This is a genomic window from Brevibacillus fulvus (genome assembly GCF_016908525.1).
GTDB lineage: Bacteria > Bacillota > Bacilli > Brevibacillales > Brevibacillaceae > Brevibacillus_G > Brevibacillus_G fulvus.
Genome location: NZ_JAFBEB010000004.1, coordinates 24302 through 44878, shown reverse-complemented (window position 1 = coordinate 44878; position 20577 = coordinate 24302). Strand labels below are relative to the sequence as shown.

23 protein-coding genes are annotated in these 20577 nt (G+C 52.0%); 20 read left to right on the top strand and 3 right to left on the bottom strand.

Translation table 11 applies throughout. From position 1 onward, the window contains the following. Positions 1-78 precede the first annotated feature (78 nt). From dnaJ to JOD01_RS07220, 8 genes are all read left to right on the top strand, one after another. Positions 79-1206 carry a molecular chaperone DnaJ gene (dnaJ, locus tag JOD01_RS07255; RefSeq protein ID WP_204517603.1) on the top strand — a complete coding sequence of 376 codons (1128 nt, stop codon included), beginning with the start codon at positions 79-81 and terminating at the stop codon, positions 1204-1206. Positions 1207-1289: 83 nt separating this feature from the next. Beyond that, positions 1290-2228, top strand: coding sequence for a 50S ribosomal protein L11 methyltransferase (gene prmA / locus JOD01_RS07250; RefSeq protein WP_204517602.1), 939 nt, complete (start codon positions 1290-1292; stop codon positions 2226-2228). 18 nt (positions 2229-2246) lie between these two features. Beyond that, on the top strand, positions 2247-2981 hold the full coding sequence (locus JOD01_RS07245) for a 16S rRNA (uracil(1498)-N(3))-methyltransferase (protein ID WP_204517601.1): 735 nt from the start codon (positions 2247-2249) through the stop codon (positions 2979-2981). Between the two features lie 29 nt (positions 2982-3010). Continuing rightward, entirely contained in the window at positions 3011-4369 is a 1359-nt protein-coding gene (gene mtaB / locus JOD01_RS07240; RefSeq protein ID WP_204517600.1) for a tRNA (N(6)-L-threonylcarbamoyladenosine(37)-C(2))-methylthiotransferase MtaB, read from the top strand. After that, positions 4366-4797, top strand: coding sequence for an NUDIX hydrolase (locus tag JOD01_RS07235; protein WP_204517599.1), 432 nt, complete (start codon positions 4366-4368; stop codon positions 4795-4797). The genes mtaB and JOD01_RS07235 overlap by 4 nt, the downstream gene beginning before the upstream one ends. A 3-nt stretch (positions 4798-4800) precedes the next feature. Further along, positions 4801-5466, top strand: a complete 666-nt coding sequence (gene deoC, locus JOD01_RS07230; protein WP_204517598.1) for a deoxyribose-phosphate aldolase — start codon at positions 4801-4803, stop codon at positions 5464-5466. A 154-nt stretch (positions 5467-5620) separates the two neighbouring features. After that, positions 5621-6016: a CidA/LrgA family protein gene (locus JOD01_RS07225; protein ID WP_204517597.1), complete on the top strand. Its 396-nt coding sequence runs from the start codon at positions 5621-5623 to the stop codon at positions 6014-6016. After that, entirely contained in the window at positions 6009-6677 is a 669-nt protein-coding gene (locus tag JOD01_RS07220) for an LrgB family protein (protein WP_204517596.1), read from the top strand. Before JOD01_RS07225 ends, JOD01_RS07220 begins: the two co-directional genes overlap by 8 nt. A 10-nt stretch (positions 6678-6687) precedes the next feature. Here JOD01_RS07220 and JOD01_RS07215 read toward each other — a convergent pair whose 3' ends face one another. Continuing rightward, positions 6688-7635: a Na/Pi cotransporter family protein gene (locus JOD01_RS07215; protein ID WP_338028535.1), complete on the bottom strand. Its 948-nt coding sequence runs from the start codon at positions 7633-7635 to the stop codon at positions 6688-6690. Positions 7636-7754: 119 nt separating this feature from the next. Here JOD01_RS07215 and JOD01_RS07210 point away from each other — a divergent pair, with 119 nt between their 5' ends. Both JOD01_RS07210 and cshA read left to right on the top strand, forming a co-directional pair. Beyond that, positions 7755-9050 carry a class I SAM-dependent rRNA methyltransferase gene (locus JOD01_RS07210; RefSeq protein WP_204517595.1) on the top strand — a complete coding sequence of 432 codons (1296 nt, stop codon included), beginning with the start codon at positions 7755-7757 and terminating at the stop codon, positions 9048-9050. 176 nt (positions 9051-9226) lie between these two features. Beyond that, positions 9227-10660: a degradosome RNA helicase CshA gene (gene cshA / locus JOD01_RS07205; protein ID WP_204517838.1), complete on the top strand. Its 1434-nt coding sequence runs from the start codon at positions 9227-9229 to the stop codon at positions 10658-10660. 49 nt (positions 10661-10709) lie between these two features. Here the strand turns inward: cshA and JOD01_RS07200 are convergent, their stop codons facing one another. After that, on the bottom strand, positions 10710-11201 hold the full coding sequence (locus JOD01_RS07200) for a hypothetical protein (protein WP_204517594.1): 492 nt from the start codon (positions 11199-11201) through the stop codon (positions 10710-10712). Positions 11202-11442: 241 nt separating this feature from the next. Between JOD01_RS07200 and JOD01_RS07195 the strand changes: the two genes are divergently transcribed. After that, positions 11443-12552: a D-alanine--D-alanine ligase gene (locus JOD01_RS07195; RefSeq protein ID WP_204517593.1), complete on the top strand. Its 1110-nt coding sequence runs from the start codon at positions 11443-11445 to the stop codon at positions 12550-12552. A gap of 51 nt (positions 12553-12603) precedes the next feature. Here JOD01_RS07195 and JOD01_RS07190 read toward each other — a convergent pair whose 3' ends face one another. Further along, positions 12604-13980 carry a UDP-N-acetylmuramoyl-tripeptide--D-alanyl-D-alanine ligase gene (locus tag JOD01_RS07190; protein ID WP_204517592.1) on the bottom strand — a complete coding sequence of 459 codons (1377 nt, stop codon included), beginning with the start codon at positions 13978-13980 and terminating at the stop codon, positions 12604-12606. A gap of 148 nt (positions 13981-14128) precedes the next feature. On the opposite strand from JOD01_RS07190, the gene JOD01_RS07185 reads away from it, so the two are divergent. The 9 genes from JOD01_RS07185 (at position 14129) to yqfD (ending at position 20570) form a co-directional block, all read left to right on the top strand. Then, positions 14129-14452, top strand: a complete 324-nt coding sequence (locus tag JOD01_RS07185) for a histidine triad nucleotide-binding protein (protein WP_204517591.1) — start codon at positions 14129-14131, stop codon at positions 14450-14452. Positions 14453-14569: 117 nt separating this feature from the next. Then, positions 14570-14743: a 30S ribosomal protein S21 gene (rpsU, locus tag JOD01_RS07180; protein ID WP_204517590.1), complete on the top strand. Its 174-nt coding sequence runs from the start codon at positions 14570-14572 to the stop codon at positions 14741-14743. 17 nt (positions 14744-14760) lie between these two features. Next, positions 14761-15207: a GatB/YqeY domain-containing protein gene (locus tag JOD01_RS07175; protein ID WP_204517589.1), complete on the top strand. Its 447-nt coding sequence runs from the start codon at positions 14761-14763 to the stop codon at positions 15205-15207. A gap of 131 nt (positions 15208-15338) precedes the next feature. Continuing rightward, entirely contained in the window at positions 15339-16694 is a 1356-nt protein-coding gene (locus JOD01_RS07170) for an NfeD family protein (protein ID WP_204517588.1), read from the top strand. Between the two features lie 2 nt (positions 16695-16696). Continuing rightward, a complete protein-coding gene (gene floA / locus JOD01_RS07165; protein WP_204517587.1) occupies positions 16697-17701 on the top strand; it encodes a flotillin-like protein FloA in 1005 nt (334 codons plus the stop codon). A gap of 12 nt (positions 17702-17713) precedes the next feature. Beyond that, positions 17714-18214: a hypothetical protein gene (locus tag JOD01_RS07160; RefSeq protein ID WP_204517586.1), complete on the top strand. Its 501-nt coding sequence runs from the start codon at positions 17714-17716 to the stop codon at positions 18212-18214. A 266-nt stretch (positions 18215-18480) separates the two neighbouring features. Continuing rightward, positions 18481-18741 (top strand): sigma-70 family RNA polymerase sigma factor, encoded by a 261-nt coding sequence (locus JOD01_RS19640; protein WP_239565296.1) that lies wholly within the window; start codon positions 18481-18483, stop codon positions 18739-18741. Between the two features lie 296 nt (positions 18742-19037). Next, the gene (gene yqfC / locus JOD01_RS07150) at positions 19038-19322 is read left to right on the top strand and encodes a sporulation protein YqfC (RefSeq protein ID WP_204517585.1); all 285 of its coding nucleotides are present in this window, start codon (positions 19038-19040) and stop codon (positions 19320-19322) included. Between the two features lie 24 nt (positions 19323-19346). Beyond that, on the top strand, positions 19347-20570 hold the full coding sequence (gene yqfD / locus JOD01_RS07145) for a sporulation protein YqfD (RefSeq protein WP_204517584.1): 1224 nt from the start codon (positions 19347-19349) through the stop codon (positions 20568-20570). Positions 20571-20577: the final 7 nt, after the last annotated feature.

Genomic DNA, 20577 nt, shown 5'->3' with positions numbered 1-20577 from the left:
GGCAACCTTGATTGATGCATTGACTGGCACATGCTATGATAACATTTGACTGGCTTGGAAACGGGAGTGATCAATGCAATGAAACGGGATTATTATGAGGTTCTGGGGGTCAGCAAGGACGCCGGTGCGGACGAGATCAAGAAGGCGTACCGCAAATTAGCTCGCCAGTACCACCCTGACGTAAACAAGGCGCCAGACGCGGAAGAGAAGTTCAAGGAAGTGAAAGAAGCGTACGATGTGTTGTCCGATTCTCAACGCAGAGCCCAATACGACCGTTTCGGCCACCAGGATCCGAATCAGGGCTTCGGCGGCGGTGGCTTTGGCGGTTTTGATACAAGCAACATGGGCGGGTTCGGCGACATTTTTGACATGTTTTTCGGCGGCGGACGCCGAGCCAATCCGAATGCGCCGCGCAAAGGCTCCGATTTGCAATACAGCATGCAGATTGAGTTTAAAGAGGCGATCTTTGGCAAGGAAACCGATGTGGAAATTCCCCGCGAAGCGACTTGCGACACGTGCAATGGTTCGGGAGCGAAGCCTGGAACGCCGGTGGATACATGCAAAACCTGTAACGGAACCGGCCAGCAGGAAGTGGTGGCCAATACGCCGTTTGGGCGGATTGTTAACCGCCGAGTCTGTCAGACGTGTGAAGGCAAAGGGAAAGTGGTTCGAGAGAAATGCAGCAAATGTCGTGGAACCGGCCGGATGAAGATTCGCCGGAAGATCCATTTGAACATTCCGGCCGGGGTGGACGACGGTGCGCAGCTGCGTGTGTCCGGTGAAGGAGAACCAGGGGTAAACGGCGGTCCGGCCGGGGATTTGTATGTTGTGTTGCGAGTGAAACCGGACGAGTTCTTTGAACGCGAAGGCAACGATCTTTATTGTGAAGTGCCGATCAACTTTGCCCAGGCAGCGCTTGGCGACGAAATTGAAATACCAACCGTGGAAGAACGGGTAAAACTAAAAATACCCGCCGGTACGCAAACAGGAACGTTCTTCCGGTTGCGCGGAAAAGGAGTTCCCTATTTGCGCGGCAACGGGCGGGGCGATCAACATGTGAAAGTGCGGATTGTAACGCCAACCAAACTGACCGATCGGCAAAGAGAGCTTCTTCGGGAGTTTGCTTCTTTGGCAGGCGGATCACCGCATGAAAATGACGAAGAAGGCTTCTTTGAAAAAATGAAACGGGCGTTTCGTGGCGAGTAATAATCATTGACTGTGGGAACCGGCTGGGACCAAAGCGGGTACAGGCCGGCTTCCTGCTATATTCCATTGGGGAGTTGGGAGTAATGAATTGGACGGAAATCAGCATACATACAACGGCAGAAGCGGTCGAAGCGGTTTCCAATATTCTGCACGAGGCAGGAGCAAACGGGGTGGTTATCGAGGACCCGGAAGTTCTGTATCGGGATTGGGATACGCCGTTTGGTGAGATCTACCAGCTCTCCCCTGACGATTTTCCCACGGAAGGCGTCTTTGTGAAAGCGTACTTTCCGGTCGAAAGTGTCAATATTACGGAAACGGTCGACTTTATCCGCAATCAGTTGCATCAATTGCACACGTACGATCTGGATGTGGGCAAAGCGGCAATCGTGGTGACCGATGTCCATGAGGACGAGTGGGCGCATGCTTGGAAAAAGTATTATAAGCCGGTTTCGGTTTCCGAACATATTACGATCAAGCCGATCTGGGAAGAATATACACCGCGCGAAGATGAACTCGTGATCGAGATGGACCCGGGCATGGCGTTTGGAACGGGAACACACCCGACAACCGTGCTTTGTTTGCGGGCTTTGGAGAAGTATTTAAAACCCGGCGATCGCGTTTACGATGTGGGCACAGGAACAGCGATTTTAAGCATCGCGGCCGTAAAGCTGGGCGCAGCCCATGTGCTGGCTCTGGATTTGGACGAGGTTGCCGTTCGTTCGGCGCAGACCAATACGGAGATCAACCATGTTGATGAACACATCACCGTGCGACAGAACAATCTGCTCGATGGCATCGAGGAACCGGTGGAACTGGTTGTCGCCAATATTTTGGCAGAAGTGATTGTGCGTTTTACGGATGATGTGGCTCGCGTACTGAAGCCCAATGGCACATTTATCGCTTCCGGTATTATCAGCGCACGCGAAGATGACGTAAAACGCGCGTTGCAGCAAGCAAACTTGGAAGTGATAGAAACAGTTTACATTGAGGATTGGGTGGCAATCATCGCAAAAAAAAGGTAGAATAGTGGGGTTAGATAGATGCAAAGGTACTTTGTCGAGCCGCACCAAATTTCCGACCGGGAAGTGACGATCACCGGTGATGATGTTCACCATATCGTAAACGTGATGCGCCTCAAACCAGGAGAGCAAATCATCGTCTGCGATGGTCGGGGGCGCTCTTGCTTGGCCAGACTGCGCCAAAGCTCGGCGAACGCCGTGCAGGCACAGATTGAAACTTGGTTGGATGAGCAAAAAGAGCTTCCTGTCCAGATTACGATCGGGCAAGGCTTGCCAAAAGGCGATAAAATGGAATGGATTTTGCAAAAGGGGACGGAATTGGGCGCGTTCGCTTTTTTTCCGTTTTCATCCGAGCGTACGATTGTCAAGCTCGAACCGAAGAAAGAAGCGAAAAAGCTGGAGCGCTGGACGAAAATTGTCAAGGAAGCGGCAGAACAATCGCATCGCAGCGTTTTGCCGCAAATACGCGGGCAGCTTTCGTTCAAGCAGGCGCTGGAGACGGGCGCACAATATACGCGCTGTGTGATCGCCTATGAAAAGGAAGAGCAGGCGAAACTGCGCGAAGTGTTGGATACGCTGGTTCCCGGCGATTCCTTGCTTGTCTTGATCGGCCCGGAAGGCGGGTTTACCGAACAAGAAGTCGAGTGGGCGGAAAGCAAAGGGTTCCAGGCCGTTACGTTCGGTCCGCGCATTTTGCGCACGGAAACAGCCAGCCAATATTTGTTGTCGGCCGCATCCTACCATTTTGAAAGATAAATGATCTTGCCATGAAAGGAGGAAGAGCAATGTCTACAGTTGCTTTCCATACGCTAGGTTGCAAAGTTAACAGTTATGAGACGGAAGCGATCTGGCAGCTGTTTAAAAATAACGGGTACCAACGAGTTGACTTCGAATCGGATTCAGCGGACGTATATGTGATCAATACATGTACGGTTACAAATACAGGTGATAAAAAAAGCCGGCAGGTGATCAGACGAGCGATCCGCCATAATCCTGATGCGATTATCGCGGTTACCGGCTGTTATGCCCAAACGTCCCCGAATGAGATCGCGGAGATCCCCGGGGTGGATATTATTGTCGGAACGCAAGGCCGGGAAAAATTGGTCGAATATGTGGAGCAAATCCGTCAGGAGCGCACGCCGATCAATGCAGTCGGCAACATCATGAAAGCGCGCGAATTTGAAGATCTGGACGTTCCTTCGTTTAGCGACCGGACGCGAGCTTCCTTGAAAATCCAAGAGGGCTGCAACAATTTCTGCACGTTTTGCATTATTCCCTGGGCGCGCGGTTTGATGCGTTCACGCCAACCGGAGAGCGTGATCGAACAAGCGAAAAAACTCGTCGAGGCCGGTTATTTGGAGATTGTCTTGACCGGTATCCATACAGGCGGCTACGGAGAAGATCTGGAAGATTACAACTTGGCCAAATTGCTCGTTGACCTGCATCAGGTGGAAGGCTTGAAACGGATTCGAATCAGTTCGATTGAAGCAAGTCAAATTACCGATGAAGTGATTGAAGTAATCAACCATTCTGATAAAGTTTGCCGGCATTTGCATGTGCCGCTGCAGGCTGGCGACGATGCTGTGCTGAAACGGATGCGCCGCAAATATACAACCGCCGAGTTTTACGAAAAAATGGTGAAAGTTCGTCAGGCATTGCCGGGCGTGGCCATTACGACCGATGTAATTGTCGGCTTCCCGGGCGAGACCGATGAGCAGTTTATGAACACGTATAACTTCATTCAAAAGATCGGCTTCGCTGAACTGCATGTGTTCCCTTATTCGATGCGCACAGGTACGCCAGCGGCGCGGATGGAGGATCAGATCCCCGAAGAGATCAAACATGAGCGGGTAAGCAAGTTGCTGGAATTGAACGAACAGTTGACGCTCGACTACGCCAAACAATATGTGGGCGATGTGCTGGAAGTCATTCCGGAAAGACCGTATAAGGATGCACCGAACAGCGGACTGCTGATGGGTTACTCGGACAATTACCTGAACGTCGTTTTCCCGGGCAATGAAGAGATGATCGGCAAACTGTGCAAAGTTCGGATTGATCAGGCCGGCTCCGAATATTGTCAGGGTACGTTCGTTCGTGTGCTGGACAACATCACCGTTCCCGTGGTAAAGGAAAAAGCGATATGACAGAGATTTCGGCCGGGGGAGTCGTCTATCGTGTCACGGAGGAAGATCGGCTGCTTTTTTTGCTGATCGAGGATCGTTACGGGAAAATGACGTTGCCGAAAGGAAAACAGGAAATCGGCGAAACCATTGAGGAAACGGCGATTCGCGAGGTCTTGGAGGAAACGGGCATTCGCAGCAAGCTGGTCGATCAACTGGAAACGACCCATTATCAGTATCATCATCCAGTAACCGGTGAGATTGTAGACAAAGATGTGCATTTTTATTTGATGGAAGCTTACACGTCTGAAGTGACGGTGCAGGTCGAAGAGATAAACGGCGTGCAATGGGTTGAGCCGGCAGTCGCCTGGAAACTCCAGCAGGAGAAAGGGTACCGCAACAATGACAGCGTGCTTCGCAAAGCGCTATCCCACTTTCAAATCGAGGTGTAACGAGTGGACTTAAACAAATATATCGATCATACATTATTAAAACCGGAAGCAACCAAGGCCATGATTGAACAGTTGTGCAAAGAGGCAAAGGAATATCAGTTTGCGTCTGTCTGCGTCAATCCGGCATGGGTGAAGCTTTGTGCGCAATTGCTTGCTGACAGTCAAGTAAAAGTGTGCACAGTGATCGGCTTTCCGCTGGGAGCAACCACCACTGCGGCCAAAGCGGCGGAAACCCGCGATGCTATCGCCAATGGAGCGGATGAAATTGATATGGTGCTTAATGTGGGCGCGTTGAAATCGGGTGAACGGGACGTCGTGGAGCAAGACATCGCCGCGGTTGTTGCCGCTGCAGATGGCAGACTGGTCAAGGTTATTTTGGAAACCGGACTGCTGACTGACGAGGAAAAAGTGCTGGCTTGCCAGCTTTCCGTAAAAGCAGGCGCGCATTTCGTGAAAACATCCACGGGGTTCGGACCAGGAGGAGCGACAGTGGAAGATATCGCGCTCATGCGCAAAACCGTTGGTCCCACGATCGGCGTGAAAGCGTCCGGGGGAGTGCGGAACCGGGAGGCCGCTTTGGCAATGGTCGAGGCTGGAGCAACCCGCATCGGCGCGAGCGCGGGCATTGCCATCGTTTCCGGGCAGTCGGCTTCCGGCAGCGGGTACTAAAGCGATAACTTTCCGGCAATTTTTGCAGGCAACATCGACGAACAGCAGCTCGACCTATAGGGTCGAGCTTTTCGTTTCAATGATTATGGCAAGGGGCATCAACGGTCTGATTGCTTCATACATAACAGGAGAACGAAAGGAAGGCGTGATTTGCATGGGCGGATGGATACGCGGGAGTTTGCTGTTACTTGCGTTTTACGCGTTGGGCATGTTGTTGCAGAAAGGCTTGTCGCTGCCTTTACCGGGCAATTTGCTCGGTATGTTGCTGCTGGCAACAGGATTGCTGTTTGGCTGGATCAAGTTGGAGTGGGTTGAGCAGGCCAGTTCCTTTTTTCTCAAACATATGCTGCTGTTTTTCGTACCCATCATCGTCGGTGCGGCCCGGTATGCCGATGTTTTCGCCGCCCATCCGATTGTTTTGCTCTCAGCGATGCTGATGGGTCCGCCGTTGGTCATGTGGGCAAGCGGCGCCATTATGCAAAAGTACGCGCAAAAAATCCGGCGGGACCAGCAGCGGGGAGAGCAGGAAAGGGGAGCGCTGCATGCTTGAAGCGGCTGCCTTTTTCGTTACGGTTGCGGGCTATTTGGCAGTTATGGCGCTGCGGAAGCGGATCAGCTGGTTATCGCCACTTGTTGGCACCGTCTTCCTGGTTGGACCGGTCTGGTGGTTGATCAGCGGGGATTGGCAGGCATATCAACGAGGCGGGGATTGGATCGCTGTTTGGCTGGGACCGGCAACGGTGGCGCTTGCTGTGCCGTTGGCCAAACAGGCGAAAGCCTTCATCCGATACTGGCGGGGAGCATTGCTGGGAATCGCAGTCGGATGCGCGCTGTCGCCGCTTTCGGCTTGGTTGGTCTTGACCTTGGCGAATGTCGATGACTCGCTTGTCCGAAGTCTGTTAAGCAAATCGGTGACTACACCAATTTCTCTGGAATTGACCAAACTGGTTGGGGGAATCTCCGCATTGGCAGCCGTGTTGACCGCTCTGACCGGGATGATCGGCAGCTTGATCGCTGGCCCGCTGTTAAAGAGGTTGGGTATCACCGATGATTGGGCCATAGGCGTTGCGGTGGGAACCGCTGCCCATGCCATCGGAACGGCTAGTCTGCAGCGAAGTTCGCCGATCCAGGCGGCCGCCGCCAGCGTGGCCATGATCATTTCCGCAATTTGCACCTCGCTCTATTTGATTCCGCTCGCCTTTTGGCTCTGATCCGTGCTGATCACTTGGACAAATGATCGTCAGGCACAAGCCAACGAATGAAGCGGGCGATGGCTTTGGCGAATGGCAAGGCGGCCAGCGAACAAATCAGGTTGAAAATGGTTTGCGAATGGGCGATCTGAATTGCCGGATCGCTCGCAAAAATTGCGCTGATTTGGGCAAGACTAGATAAGAAAGGTAAAAACAACAAGGCTCCTGCTACGTTAAACAGCGTATGGCACCAGGCTACTTGCCGGGAGGCGGCATTGGTGCCAATACAGGCGATCAGTGCGGTAAAGCAGGTGCCAATGTTCGCTCCGAGAATAATCGCCAGCGCCGTTTCCATTGACAGCAGCCCATGGGCGATCAAGCTCATGGTGATCGCCGTAGTTGCCGATCCACTGTGGATCAGCGCGGTAAACAACGTCCCTGTCACCAACCCGATCAAGACGGAGTGGCTGCTTTCCAGAAAGAGCGTGCGAAAAGTTTCAGACTGTTCAAGCGGCTTCGCCATTGCTTTCATTGTGTCGATACCGATAAAAATGAGGCCAAAGCCGGCAAGGACAAGCCCGGTATAGCGCAAAAGGGGACGAGATTGCAGCCAGAGGGCGACGCCGATCAGGAACAGCGGTACGGCAATCGTTTCCAGACGAAGCGCAATCAATTCGGTGGTTGCCGTTGTACCGAGATTTGTCCCAAGTATAATCCCGACGGTTTGGGTAAAGCTGATCAAACCTGCCTGGGTCAATCCGATCGTCAAGACGGTGACTGCCCCGGAGCTTTGCAAAACGACGGTGGTGATCAAGCCGGTCAAAAAACTGTGGATCGGCGTCCGGGTAAAGCGATAAAGCCACTGTTCCATTTTTTTTCCCGCCAAATGATAAAAGCCGATCCGCATCGCGTACATACCGAGCAAAAAAAAGCCTAATCCGAGTATGAGCGGAACGAGAATATTGAGAGTGAGCTGCACGGGTATCCTCCTTATCAGTACAGGAAATCGCGGCCAACGAAGGAGCCAGCCTGTCCTGATTACTTATTACTAACGCTATGCGTAAACAGAGACAAGCATGACAAGGAGCGAAAGATTCAATGGCAAAAGTGCTGTTAAACAAAAGTCGGAAAAAACGGCTGGAAGCCGGGCATCCGTGGGTGTTTCAATCGGAAGTGCAGGAAATTCAAGGGGAATATCAACCTGGGGAGATTGTTGATATTGTCAACCATCAGGGGCATTTTTTGGCCAAAGGTTATATAAATCCCGCCTCGCAAATCATTGTGCGGATTTTGAGTTATGATCAAAAGGAAGAAATCGACCAACAGTTTTTTACCAAACGGGTCAGAGAAGCGTTCGGGTTTCGCACCCGTTTTGTGTCCAACCCGAATGCTTGCCGGGTTGTCTATGGCGAGGCCGATTTTTTGCCGGGGCTGATCGTCGATCGGTATAACGACATTTTGGTGGCGCAAATCTTATCGCTCGGCATGGATGTGCGGCGGGAGCAAATCAAACAAGCGCTGATTGACGTTTTCCAGCCGGCGGGGATTTATTTGCGCAACGACGTTCCGGTACGGGAACTGGAAGGTCTGGAGCAGGGCAAAGAAGTGTTGTATGGACAATGTCCGCAAGAGGTGACGATTGAAGAAAACGGTTTGAAATATATCGTCGATATCGTCGAGGGACAAAAAACCGGCTTTTTCTACGATCAACGGGAAAACCGCGCGGCGATCGCCCCGTTGATGACCGGCTGGGGGGAAAAGCATGGAATTTCCTTGCAGGAAGTGGAGAACGACGGCAAGCGTCAGCCAATGCCGGTGGACAAACGGGGGAAAGTGGTAAAAAATCCGTTCTGGGATGGCGCCGAAGTGCTGGAATGCTTCACCCATACCGGTTCGTTCACGATGAACGCTTGCAAGCACGGGGCCAAGAAAGTCACCGCTCTGGATATTTCCGAACATGCGATCGAGACGGCGAAGCGAAACATCACCTTGAACGGTTTTTTGCATCGCGTGGACTTTGTCGTGGCCAACGCGTTTGATTACTTGCGGGAAAGCGTGGAGCTTGGCCGATCCTGGGATGTGGTCATCCTCGATCCGCCGGCCTTCGCCAAGTCGCGTGCTGCCGTCCGTGGAGCGATTCGCGGCTACAAGGACATCAATTTGCACGGTCTGAAGCTGGTTCGGCAAGGCGGCTATCTGGTTACGGCGTCGTGTTCCTATCATGTTTCGCCGGAACTTTTTTTACAAACTATCCAGGAAGCGGCATTTGATGCAAAAAAAATTATCCGTTTGATTGAATGGAGAGGGGCAGGAAAAGACCATCCTGAGATAAGCGGAGCAGATGAAGGTCACTATCTCAAGTTTGCCATTTTTGAAGTCAGGGATCGGCGCTAGGCAGTTGTTGGTTTTCTTTTCTTTTCATTTATCCTAAAGTCTGCTACAATTAAGCGTCTCGTCGTAACGCGAACTAACGACTGCAACGGTAGTAAAGAGATAAAGGAGTATTGTCAGTGAATAAAACATTTTATGATTTTCCGCTCGATCACAGAATTACGAGAGCAATTAGCGAAATGGGCTACACATCTGCTACCCCGATTCAAGAACAAGTGATTTTGCCAGCTTTGTCCGGCAGGGACTTGATCGGCCAAGCGCAGACCGGTACGGGAAAAACAGCGGCGTTTTCCATTCCGTTGTTGGAAAAAGTTGATACAGAAGTGGGCAAAGTACAAGCTTTGGTGCTGGCCCCTACCCGCGAACTTGCCATTCAAGTTGCGGAAGAAATGACCAAACTGGGCCGCCACAAAGGTGTGAACGTCCTGGCCGTTTACGGTGGGCAGGAAATCAGCCGCCAAATACGCGCTTTGAAAAATCGGCCACACGTGATTATTGCCACGCCTGGACGCTTGATCGATCATATCGAACGGCGGACCATTCGCCTGGCAGACGTTCACACGGTTGTGCTCGATGAAGCAGATGAAATGCTGAACATGGGTTTCTTGGATGAAATCCAAAAAATCTTGAGCCAGGTTCCGAGCGAACGGCAAACTATGCTGTTTTCCGCCACAATGCCAGCGCCGATCCGCAAATTGGCCGACCAGTTTTTGCGTGATCCCGAGCACATATCAGTTGTTCCGCAGACGGTGAAAACCGCGGCGATCGCACAGTCTTACGTTGAAGTCAGAGAACGCGAGAAATTTGATGTCCTTTGCCGCCTGATTGACATTGAGGGCCCGCAATTGGCGGTCGTGTTTGGCCGGACGAAGCGGCGTGTCGACGAACTGGCCGCCGGTTTGCAAAAACGCGGCTATCTTGCGGAAGGTTTGCACGGTGATTTGTCGCAAAATCAGCGTGACCAGGTGATGCGCAAATTCCGTGAGGGCCGGATTCAACTGCTGGTCGCCACCGACGTGGCAGCCCGCGGGATTGACGTCTCCAATGTGAGCCACGTGTTTAACTTTGACCTGCCGCAAGACCCCGAGAGTTATGTGCACCGGATTGGCCGGACGGGTCGGGCTGGCCGCGAAGGGGTGGCCATCTCGCTGGTGACGCCGAATGAACTGGATCATTTGCAGTTTATTGAACGGGTAAACAAAATCAAGCTGAAAAAACGCCCGGCTCCAACCAAAAAAGAAGCGCTGATCGGGCAGTTGGATGAGACAGCGGAAAAGCTGACCACGGCGATCCAGGAGAGCAATCTCGACTCCTATTTGCAGAAAGCAGCCGGATTGCTGGCAGAATTTGAATCCGAACAGATCGTAGCGGCGGCGTTGAAGCTGCTTACCCGCGACAGCGGCGATGTCCATGTGGAACTGACTCCGGAAAAACCGCTGCGCACGAGAAAGCCAAGAGGCGCAGGGTCAGGCTCCGGTTTCAATCGCCGATCAAACGATTGGAAACGCGGTGAAAAAGGCCACGCTGGCTCGCGGGATCGGAACGACCGGAAAAGTCGGGACTGGGATCGAGAACGCGGAGCGAAACGTTCCCGTGAATTGGTAAAAAAATAACAAGGGATAAGCCCGATCGGCCAGCGCATGGCCGGTCGGGTTTCTTTGTTCAGGCAAATTGCTTGTCGGCCATCACCTGCTGGATAATTTCCAGCGCCCGTTTCATGCCCAATTCTTTGCCCAAAAGCACTTGTTGTTCCGCCGAGGTCTGACCCGACAGCTTGCTCAATTTGTTCAGTTCCTCCTGCAACAGGATCAGGGCGAGATGCATCTGGATTTTGCCTATTTCCCGCTCCTTCTTTTTGTCGCGTTCGTAATCGGTTTGCAAGGCAAGACTTTCCTCCACGTATTTGTCGAGGTCATCCTCGAGGAAATGGGCGGCCGTGCAGATGATATTCATATACTCCTCGGTTTTGGACGGAATCAGTCGCAACGAGTGGCCGAGATGGGAGAGCAGAAATTTGTTCAGCACGCTGCTGTTGCGTGTATATTCATTATGCAGCAAGGAATATTCGCCGAGAAAATCCCCTTTTTCTTTGTCATAGCTGTGCAGCAGTGTATAACTGGAACAGTACGTGCAATAGAGCAGATAATCTCGCATCAAGATACCCCCAATTGTGAACTTGTAAAAAATTAGGGAATAAGGCGGTGATTCGTCTGAATTATTGTACATTTTATGAAGCTCATCTGATTCGGTGATGCAGAAGTCTCTTGTAATCGCCACAAGCTTTGTGTATGCTTTATGGGTAATTTTTCAGCAAAGGCCGGCGCATGGACAGATCTGTGCGCATACCATAGCAAATAGTATGGAGACTCGGAAACGGGTGAAAGGAGCTTTATTCATGGGAAGCAAGATTCGACTGGGCATCGTGTATGGAGGAAAGTCTTCCGAGCATGAGGTGTCACTGCGCACAGCTCTTTCAGTGATGAACGCGATTAATAAGGATAAGTACGATATACTGCCCATTTATGTGCAAATGGACGGCAGTTGGGTGAAAGGCAAAGTGACTGACCAACAGCTGCACTCGGTGGACTCGCTGCGGTTGACTAACGGAACCGCTTCGGCGTCTGCAACCAACAGTGAACTGGTGACACATGCAGCCGTTCCGACGATGAATTTTGGGCAAGAACTGGATGTGATTTTCCCGGTGATCCACGGGCCAAACGGAGAAGATGGCACGATCCAGGGGTTATTGGAGCTGGCCAATATCCCTTACGTTGGCGCTGGCGTGATGGCTTCTGCGGTCGGGATGGACAAATGGATGATGAAAAACATCTTTGCCCAGGCCAATTTGCCGCAAGTGAAATATGTCGGACTGCTGCGCAGCCAATGGGAGAGAGAGGCGGAAGCTGTTTATGCGCTGATTGAGACACAGTTGGGGTACCCTTGCTTTGTCAAGCCGGCAAACATGGGATCGAGCGTAGGGATCAGCAAGGCAAAAAATCGGCAAGAGCTGGCGGCAGCCTTGGAACTTGCCGCAAAATTTGATCGCCGCCTCGTGGTGGAGCAATTTGTCAAGGCTCGTGAGTTGGAGATCGGCGTGCTGGGCAATGAACAGCTGCTTACCTCGGTCGTCGGGGAAGTGATTGCCGCCAAAGAATTTTACGATTATGAAGCCAAATACAAAGGCGCAGGCACGGAATTGCAAATCCCCGCCAATATCCCGGCAGAGGTGTCCGAACGAATCGCGGAACTGGCCAAACGGGCGTATGCCGCCATCGACGGCTCAGGGCTGTCTCGCATCGACTTTTTCTGGGATGAAGCAAATAACCAGGTTTATATCAATGAAGTCAATACAATGCCTGGTTTCACGCCGCACAGCATGTACCCGATGCTGTTTCAGGCAGCCGGGATCAGTTACAGCGAGTTGATCGACCGTTTGGTCAAGCTGGCGATGGAACGCCACGAAGAAAAACAGCGGAACATAGTAGCTGCGGAAAATTTTGAATAGGGAACAGCCCCCGACGCATTGTGCGCGGGGGCTGGTTGTTTTTTGATCCAGTTAGCCAAGCAGTTCGTTTGCGATCGATTCCAGCTTCATCCCGCGCGATGCCTTGATCAGGATGGCATGCTGTTGCGTGTTGTATCCCTGTAAAAAGTCCAGGGCGTCCTGTTTGTTCGTAAAATGGCGCTTGTTGCCTAGATAGGCCGCGGACAGTTTTTCGCTGTCCGTGCCGATCGTTACCAGCATGGCGAATTGCCCGCGGAATTGGTCGGCAAATCTTCCTACGCCGGCATGCATCGCTTCGCTGTCCGCTCCCAATTCAAACATGTCGCCAAGGACCAGGATGCGCTCGCGTTGCGGAAATATTTCTGCAAAGGTCGAGATGGCAGCTTCCATCGAAGCCGGGCTGGCATTGTAGGCGTCATTGATCACAATGGCTCCGCTGTTGGCGTGCAGCACCTCAAACCGCATCGCTGACAGACTGACTTCCGCAAGCGCTTGGGCGATCGCTTCCGGCGAAAACCCATAGTGGCGGGCAATGGCAATGGCGGGAAGCGTATTTAACACATTATGCCGTCCAAACAGCGGCATATAAACGGGAAAGCTCAGTCCGTCCTTGAAATGCACAGTGAACCGGGTGCCTTCCTGGTCGGGCGTGATCTGCTCGGCCCAAATGTCAGCCGGTCCGTTCACCGAGTAGTACAGGATCTTTCCGCAGTAGAGATGGCTGATCTGTCTGAGATAGCTGTTGTCGCCATTGAGCAGCACCAGACCGTCCGGGTCGGTATGGGGGAGCAATTCCGCTTTGGCCAAGGCGATTTTTTCCCTGCTTCCGAAGTATTCCAGATGACTGTCGCCAATATAAGTAATGACGCTGATCTGGGGCTTGACGAGCGAGGCCAGCAGATCGATTTCTCCGGCGTGGTTCATGCCCAACTCCAGTACGGCAGCTTGCTGCCCTGTTTGCAGCTGCAACAGGGAGTATGGAACCCCAAGATGATTGTTATAATTTTTATAGGTACGGTAGACAGACATTTTGGCGGAAAGAAGATAGGCAATGATATCTTTGGTCGTCGTCTTGCCATTGCTTCCGGTCACGGCGATGAATGGAAAGTCAAACTGGCGGCGATAAGCGGCGCTCAGTTTTTGAAAGGCGCGCAGCGTATCATTGACAAGAATGACGCCAACATTGTCCGGCAGTTGCTGCGGCAGTTTGGCTTGATTGGAAACGAGGACAGCAGCCGCCCCTTGTTGAAGCGCCTGTTCAATAAAATCGTGGCCGTCGCGTTCGCCGCCGACAATCGGGACGAACAGTCCATTTTTCTCCATTTGTCTGCTGTCAAAATGAACCGCTTCAATAAGTTGTTGGGGATTGCCATGCAACAGCAATCCTTCTGCCATCACGGCAGCTTGTTGGATTGTGATCGGATTCATGTCCTTAACCCCTTCTGTTAGGTTTCGAAGGTCATGCTATCATAATCCCCCTTGCATCGCAATCAGCTTGTTCGTTATGATGAAAATATTCCCTAGAGTAATGATTATGGCTGAGGGCAGATGCGTATGCCTGAACGGAGGTAAAAGGATGGAAAAAACGATTTTCAGCAAAATTATCGACGGTGAGATCCCCGGCAAATTTGCGTACGAGGATGAACAGGTCGTCGTGCTGCATGACATCAATCCAAAAGCGCCGATTCACTTGTTGATTATTCCCCGCAAGCCGATTCCCACATTGATGGATGTGACCGCAGAGGATCTTCCGTTGATCGCACATATCCACGTCGTCGCGCAAAAGCTGGCCAACCAATTCCAGGTGAAGGGATTTCGTCTGATCAACAACTGCGGCAAAGCCGGCGGACAAGAAGTTTTCCATATTCATTATCATTTTTTGGCCGGTTTTGAAGAATAATTGGGAAATCATCAGGAGAAAGGTTGACCTGTTAGCTTATTCTGTCCTATAATGTAAGTTGACAGTCTGTGCTCGAACAGTTTGTCCCACGGTTTTAAGCGGAGGGAGGGAAGACAGATGGCAGAAATTCGCGTCAAGAAAAACGAGTCTTTGGAAAGCGCACTTCGCCGCTTCAAGCGTGAAAGCGCAAAAGCTGGGGTATTGGCTGAGCTACGCAAACGCCGCCACTTTGAAAAGCCGAGCGTGAAACGTAAGAAGAAATCCGAAGCGGCTCGTAAACGCAAGTACTAATTAACGGGGGGCTCATCATGAGTGTAATGGAGCGACTCAATCAAGATTTGAAGCAAGCGATGAAGGACAAAGCTGCAGTTAAACTTTCTGTTATTCGCATGGTGAAAGCCGCACTGAAGAACGAAGAGATTAACAAAGGTAGCGAATTGTCCGATGAGGAAGTGCTTACTGTCTTGACCCGTGAGTTAAAACAGCGCCGTGACTCCCTCCATGAGTTTGAAAAAGCTGGTCGTGAGGACTTGGCAAGTAAAATACGAGAGGAAATCGAGGCTCTTCTTCCTTATCTGCCCGTTCAATTGAGCGAAGAGGAACTCCGGCAGATCGTCCGCGAGGCGATCGCAGCCACGGGAGCCGCTTCCAAAAAAGAAACAGGGAAGGTAATGGGGGCAATCATGCCGAAAGTAAAAGGCAGAGCCGACGGTACCCTCGTTCAAAAAATAGTATCTGAAGAGTTACCATCATAGATTCAGCAGAAAAGCCCAGCCGTAATCCGGCTGGGTTTTTTTATGCCGCCTATTCGTATGAAAGCGAAACGAAACGTCGTCTCATTCGTATAGCATTATATGAACAGATCTGTCGAAAAAAGGGGGGGTTCGTGATAAGCACTGATAAAAAGTTTGGGTATCCCCTATGGCGTTTGCTGTTCCTGTTGCAGTTCCTGTTGCTGTGCCTGTTTACAGGCTGGAACAGCGGTGAAGCGTCTGCCGCTGCTCAGAAACCAGTGTGGGTCCCGGTTGAACAAGGAATTGAACGGGGATTGGAAAGCTTTTTGCAACGAGCGTTTGCGAAGGCGGAACAGCAGGGTGCGGATCTGGTCATCCTGCACATCGATACCCCCGGGGGAGAGATTGGCGCGGCGAGCAGCATCGGGCAATTGATTCGGCAAGCGCCAATGCGGGTAGTCGCCTATATTGACAATCAGGCTTATTCCGCAGGCACGTATATCGCCTTGCACGCGGATGAGATTGTGATGACACCGGGCAGTTTTATCGGTGCGGCCACGCCGATTGATCTGGCCGGCAATGCCGCCGATATCAAGATTCTCTCGGCCTGGAGCCAACAAATGGAGACGGCGGCAGCCCTGAATGGCCGAGATCCGCAGATTGCGCGTGCGATGGTGCAAATCGAGATGAATTTGCCCGGCTTGAAAGAACCGGGCTCCGTTTTGGCTTTGGATGCAGAAAAAGCGAAAGCTGTCGGCTACGCGGATCAGTTGGTGAACAATGTCAATGAATTATACCAACATCTGGGGGTTGCGGGGGCGCAGGTGCAAGCCATCGAGCCGACATTGGGTGAAACAATCGCCCGATTTGTCACCAGCCCGCTGGTCATGAGTGTGCTGCTGATTATCGGGTTGGCGGGGATTGCCGTGGAATTGTTTGCCCCGGGATTTGGCATCGCCGGCGGCCTCAGCCTGTGCGCGTTTGGCCTTTACTTCTTTGGTCATTTGATGGCCGGATATGCCGAATGGTTCCACCTTGGGCTGTTCCTCATCGGCTTACTGCTGATGGTCTTGGAACTGTTTGTGCCAGGCATGATTGTGGGCTTGATCGGATTTGTCTGCATGATCAGCGGACTGGCGCTGGCCGCTTACGACATCCGCCAAGGTTTGCTGGCACTCGCGCTTGCTATGCTCATTACCGTCATTGTCGCTGTCGTGTTGGCCAAGATTTATGGAATCAGAGGATTTTGGCGAAAACTGATTCTGGAGGATGCCCAGCGCAATGAAGCGGGGTATGTGGCTGCCAAGGATCAGCGGGAACTCCTTGGGCAGCACGGGCTGGCTCTGACACCGCTGCGTCCGGCCGGAATCGTAAACATTCAAGGAATGCGCGTCGATGCGGTCAGTCAGGGAGCTTACATCGAGCCAGGCAGCTCGGTGATTGTCGTGCAGGTGGAAGGTGCCCGGGTGGTCGTAAGCAAAGCAAATTCCAAAGGAGAAGGTGAATAAGATTGTTTAACGGCAGCTTGATTTTTTTCATCTTTATTGTAGTGCTCATTGTGATCGTGCTCTCTGTTTTTTTCACGTTTGTACCCGTGATGTTGTGGATTTCCGCATTGGCTTCAGGAGTTCACGTCAGCATTATTACGCTGATCGCCATGCGGTTGCGCCGCGTTATTCCTTCGCGCATCGTCAATCCGTTGATCAAGGCGCGAAAGGCTGGATTGCAGCTGGACACCAATCAGCTGGAAAGCCACTATCTTGCCGGCGGGAACGTCGATCGAGTCGTCGATGCGCTGGTTGCCGCCCAACGAGCGGACATTCCGCTCGGCTTTGAACGTGCCGCGGCGATTGATCTGGCTGGCCGCGACGTGCTGGAAGCGGTGCAAATGAGCGTTAATCCGAAAGTGATCGAGACCCCGGTGATCGCGGCGATGGCCAAAGACGGGATCGAGGTGCGGGCCAAGGCGAAAGTAACCGTACGGGCCAATATCGACCGTCTGGTTGGGGGAGCGGGGGAAGAAACGATTATTGCCCGGGTCGGGGAAGGGATCGTCACGACGATTGGTTCTTCCGCCAGCCATAAGGACGTGCTGGAAAATCCTGATCTGATTTCACAAACGGTTTTAAGCAAAGGATTGGATGCAGGAACGGCGTTTGAAATTTTGTCAATTGATATTGCCGATGTCGATGTAGGCAAAAACATCGGTGCACAGCTGCAGACCGATCAGGCGGAAGCGGATAAGCGCATCGCCCAGGCAAAAGCGGAAGAACGGCGGGCGATGGCGGTGGCGACGGAACAAGAGATGAAGGCGCGTGTACAGGAAATGCACGCCAAAGTCGTGGAAGCGGAAGCAGAAGTGCCATTGGCGATGGCGGAGGCGCTGCGCAGCGGAAAATTGGGCGTCATGGACTACTACAACCTGCAAAACATCCAGGCTGATACCAAAATGCGCGATTCGTTCGGACAAAACGCAGAGGGAAAACAAAAATCGATCGGCGACGACAAAAAGTAGGGGAGACGACAGATGGATCTGATCGACCTGATTGATGGTTTGATTGGCTTGGCGCTGTGGCTCTTGTCTAAGTTTTGGTACGTGCTGCTGGCCTTGTTCGGACTGCGGTTGTTGGGGCGTTCCCAATCAGGGAGAAGGAATCAGCGGCGCCGGGATATTTTAACTCCCGCCTACGGTACTGGTGATCGTCCGGCCGGTCAAAGCCAGCGACGGGAAAGCAGCCGCAAGTCGATGGTACGGCCTGAACCGGTCCCGCCAGCAGGACAATGGCGGGACTCGCGCGGGAAATCGGCCATCTCTGTTGCGCCCGAACAAGAAGCGGCTGAGACGCCGTTTAGGCAGAGCGAACCCGAAGTTATCCGCGAAACCGTGAAGCAAGAGCAGCCAAACTTCGAAGGCCGCCATGAACCGGCGCTTGATCCTGTTGAAGGGATGAAATGGGCGCTCATTCTGTCGCCGCCTAAAGCCAAGGCACCGCGAACAATGCCGCCTTACTCGTCAAGAAATCGCTGATTACGGGCACTCGCTCGGCTTGGGAGTAACGCCGTTTTTCAACAACAACAGGGCTGTCTGCCATATGGAGAGGAAGGAGCTCGCTCCTCCTCTTTTTTTGTTTTTTCGACAAACCGGCTGACCATTCAACAAAATTTGACCATCTTTGCGAGTTGCTGTTGAATCAACGCTAAAATCGTCGAGATGAAAAGCTTGTCTGTTATCGTCCAATCCACTATTTTTAATTACATATATGTAAGTAATTGGAAAGAGTGGTGGCTTGATTCATGCAAGGGACTGTTTTGGAGTCGATTGATCAAACGGTAATGGCACGTCTGGGACGTTTTCGGCAAAAGGTGATTCGGCTGTGTATCTATGAAAACAAATCCATCTACGAGACAGCGATTGCCTGTGGATGCTCCGCTGATAAAGTGAAGCGAGTTATCAAAAAATGGAAAATGATCAGACGTGAGGAACAAAGAAAAGCATTGGCTGCTCAGAATACCCAATTGGAAGAATCGCGTATCCCGTCAACCAGTCTCTCGTAGAAACCGGTTAGTTAAAGCGGTCAGACCGCAGTTGTCAAGGCAACTGCGGTTTTTCTGTTTTACGGAATCAATCTTCGCTTCTATGCTTCACTTCCTTTATCAACCCCACTCCGTTAAACGATCTGAAGCTGTTGCAGAACGTGATGCGACAAAAATGATCGCTGGCATTTTTTATCGAATGAATCGCTCCCCCTCCTGCATAGGGTTATAAGAGAAAGCACCCTCCGGACATCTGGATTTCGCTTTCCATAGGACGAACAATGAGCGCTATGCGCCAGCATGAAGGGGGCTTACTCATGAAACGTTGGAGCCGCCGACTACGCCAATTGGCTGTAGGTGTATTGGATCTGCCACAGGATGTGGTCCTTGAGGTCCCGCGGATAACCATGATTGGTCATTTGCAAATGTACATAGAGAATCACCGTGGAGTTCTGCATTTCAGTGAAAAGGAGCTCCGCCTGTTGCTAACCAACGGCCAACTGATCGTCAGCGGTGAACAGCTGGTTATCCGGGCGATTTTGCCGGAAGAAGTACTGCTGGAAGGCCGGATACACAATGTGAAGTTTGTGGAAAAACCGTAAGAACATAACGGGGGGACTGAACAGATGCGGAATATGATGAAGGAGTGGCTGGAGGGGAATATTACCATCAAGGTCCGCGGCAAACGCTTTGAACGTTTGGTAAACATGGCGGTTCGAGAAGGCATCCATATTTGGAATATCAGGCGGATTGGCACAGAATTAAGCGAGTGCCAGATTTTGATCGGCGATTACTTTCGATTGCGTCCGCTGTTGCGTGAGACAGGCTGCCGTACGCACGTTGTCTCGCGCGATGGCTTGCCTTTCTGGTTTCGCAGAATTAAGGCGCGTTCCGGGTTTGTCATCGGAGCCTTGCTTTTTTTTCTCGGATTGTACATGCTCTCATCGCTTGTCTGGAGTGTGGAAATCCAGGGAACGTACCATATTTCACCGACAAAAGTCGGCCAAGCTGCTGAAAAGATCGGGATTAAAGTAGGGGCATGGAAGGCCAAACTAGAAGAACCGCAGCAACTGCAGCGCGAATTGCTTCGTTTGTTGCCGGAAGCTTCCTATGTCGGGGTACGCTTGCAGGGAACGAAGGCGATCATTCAGGTAGTCGAAAAAGAAGAACCGATGCCCAAGCCGGCTGTTGGTCCCCGCAACCTGGTTGCCAAGAAGCGCGCGGTTATCTCCAAAGTAATGGCCGAAGCCGGAAAGAGCATGGTCAAGGTGAATCAGTTTGTGGAAAAGGGACAAGTGCTGATTTCCGGCGTGATCGGCAATGAAGAAAGGCAAGGCTTGGTCGCGGCAAAAGGAACGGTGCAGGGAGAAGTCTGGTACGAAAGCCAGGTCACGGTTCCCTTGCGCCAATCGCGCTATCAGCTGACCGGCCAGCAGCAGGAAAACCATTACTTGCTGCTCGGTTCATGGGCAGTGCGGATCTGGCCAGTTAACGCTTCGCAGTACGCCAAGGCCGAGACGAGCGAAGAGCGGCACCAGCTTGGCTTGGGTGCAGCTTTCACATTGCCGGTCGGCTGGAAAACCGTAACCTTGCGCGAGATGGAGCAAAAAAACAAGCAGTTGACCGTGGAAGAAGCGGTAGAGATTGGCAAGCAAAGCGCCCGCCTTGATATATTAAAACGAGCCAGCGGCGATGCCCAAATAAAGGATGAAAAAGTTTTGCACACAAAGACGGAGAATGGTAAAGTTTACTTGAGTATTCATTATACCGTAATCGAGGATATCGCAGAGGAACAGCCGATCGTAGCGCTCCCTCCGCTCCCCGATTCATCGGAAAACAAGACAGAGTGACGTTATT

Coding starts and splice junctions, on each gene's coding strand:
- mtaB (WP_204517600.1), top strand. CDS start 3,011: ATGTCTACAGTTGCTTTCCATACGCTAGGTTGCAAAGTTAACAGTTAT.
- JOD01_RS07160 (WP_204517586.1), top strand. CDS start 17,714: ATGGATCTGATCGACCTGATTGATGGTTTGATTGGCTTGGCGCTGTGG.
- JOD01_RS07200 (WP_204517594.1), bottom strand. CDS start 11,201: ATGCGAGATTATCTGCTCTATTGCACGTACTGTTCCAGTTATACACTG.
- yqfD (WP_204517584.1), top strand. CDS start 19,347: ATGCGGAATATGATGAAGGAGTGGCTGGAGGGGAATATTACCATCAAG.
- JOD01_RS07235 (WP_204517599.1), top strand. CDS start 4,366: ATGACAGAGATTTCGGCCGGGGGAGTCGTCTATCGTGTCACGGAGGAA.
- prmA (WP_204517602.1), top strand. CDS start 1,290: ATGAATTGGACGGAAATCAGCATACATACAACGGCAGAAGCGGTCGAA.
- JOD01_RS19640 (WP_239565296.1), top strand. CDS start 18,481: ATGCAAGGGACTGTTTTGGAGTCGATTGATCAAACGGTAATGGCACGT.
- JOD01_RS07220 (WP_204517596.1), top strand. CDS start 6,009: ATGCTTGAAGCGGCTGCCTTTTTCGTTACGGTTGCGGGCTATTTGGCA.
- JOD01_RS07175 (WP_204517589.1), top strand. CDS start 14,761: ATGAGTGTAATGGAGCGACTCAATCAAGATTTGAAGCAAGCGATGAAG.
- dnaJ (WP_204517603.1), top strand. CDS start 79: ATGAAACGGGATTATTATGAGGTTCTGGGGGTCAGCAAGGACGCCGGT.
- JOD01_RS07225 (WP_204517597.1), top strand. CDS start 5,621: ATGGGCGGATGGATACGCGGGAGTTTGCTGTTACTTGCGTTTTACGCG.
- JOD01_RS07190 (WP_204517592.1), bottom strand. CDS start 13,980: ATGAATCCGATCACAATCCAACAAGCTGCCGTGATGGCAGAAGGATTG.
- cshA (WP_204517838.1), top strand. CDS start 9,227: ATGGGCTACACATCTGCTACCCCGATTCAAGAACAAGTGATTTTGCCA.
- JOD01_RS07210 (WP_204517595.1), top strand. CDS start 7,755: ATGGCAAAAGTGCTGTTAAACAAAAGTCGGAAAAAACGGCTGGAAGCC.
- yqfC (WP_204517585.1), top strand. CDS start 19,038: ATGAAACGTTGGAGCCGCCGACTACGCCAATTGGCTGTAGGTGTATTG.
- JOD01_RS07195 (WP_204517593.1), top strand. CDS start 11,443: ATGGGAAGCAAGATTCGACTGGGCATCGTGTATGGAGGAAAGTCTTCC.
- rpsU (WP_204517590.1), top strand. CDS start 14,570: ATGGCAGAAATTCGCGTCAAGAAAAACGAGTCTTTGGAAAGCGCACTT.
- JOD01_RS07245 (WP_204517601.1), top strand. CDS start 2,247: ATGCAAAGGTACTTTGTCGAGCCGCACCAAATTTCCGACCGGGAAGTG.
- JOD01_RS07185 (WP_204517591.1), top strand. CDS start 14,129: ATGGAAAAAACGATTTTCAGCAAAATTATCGACGGTGAGATCCCCGGC.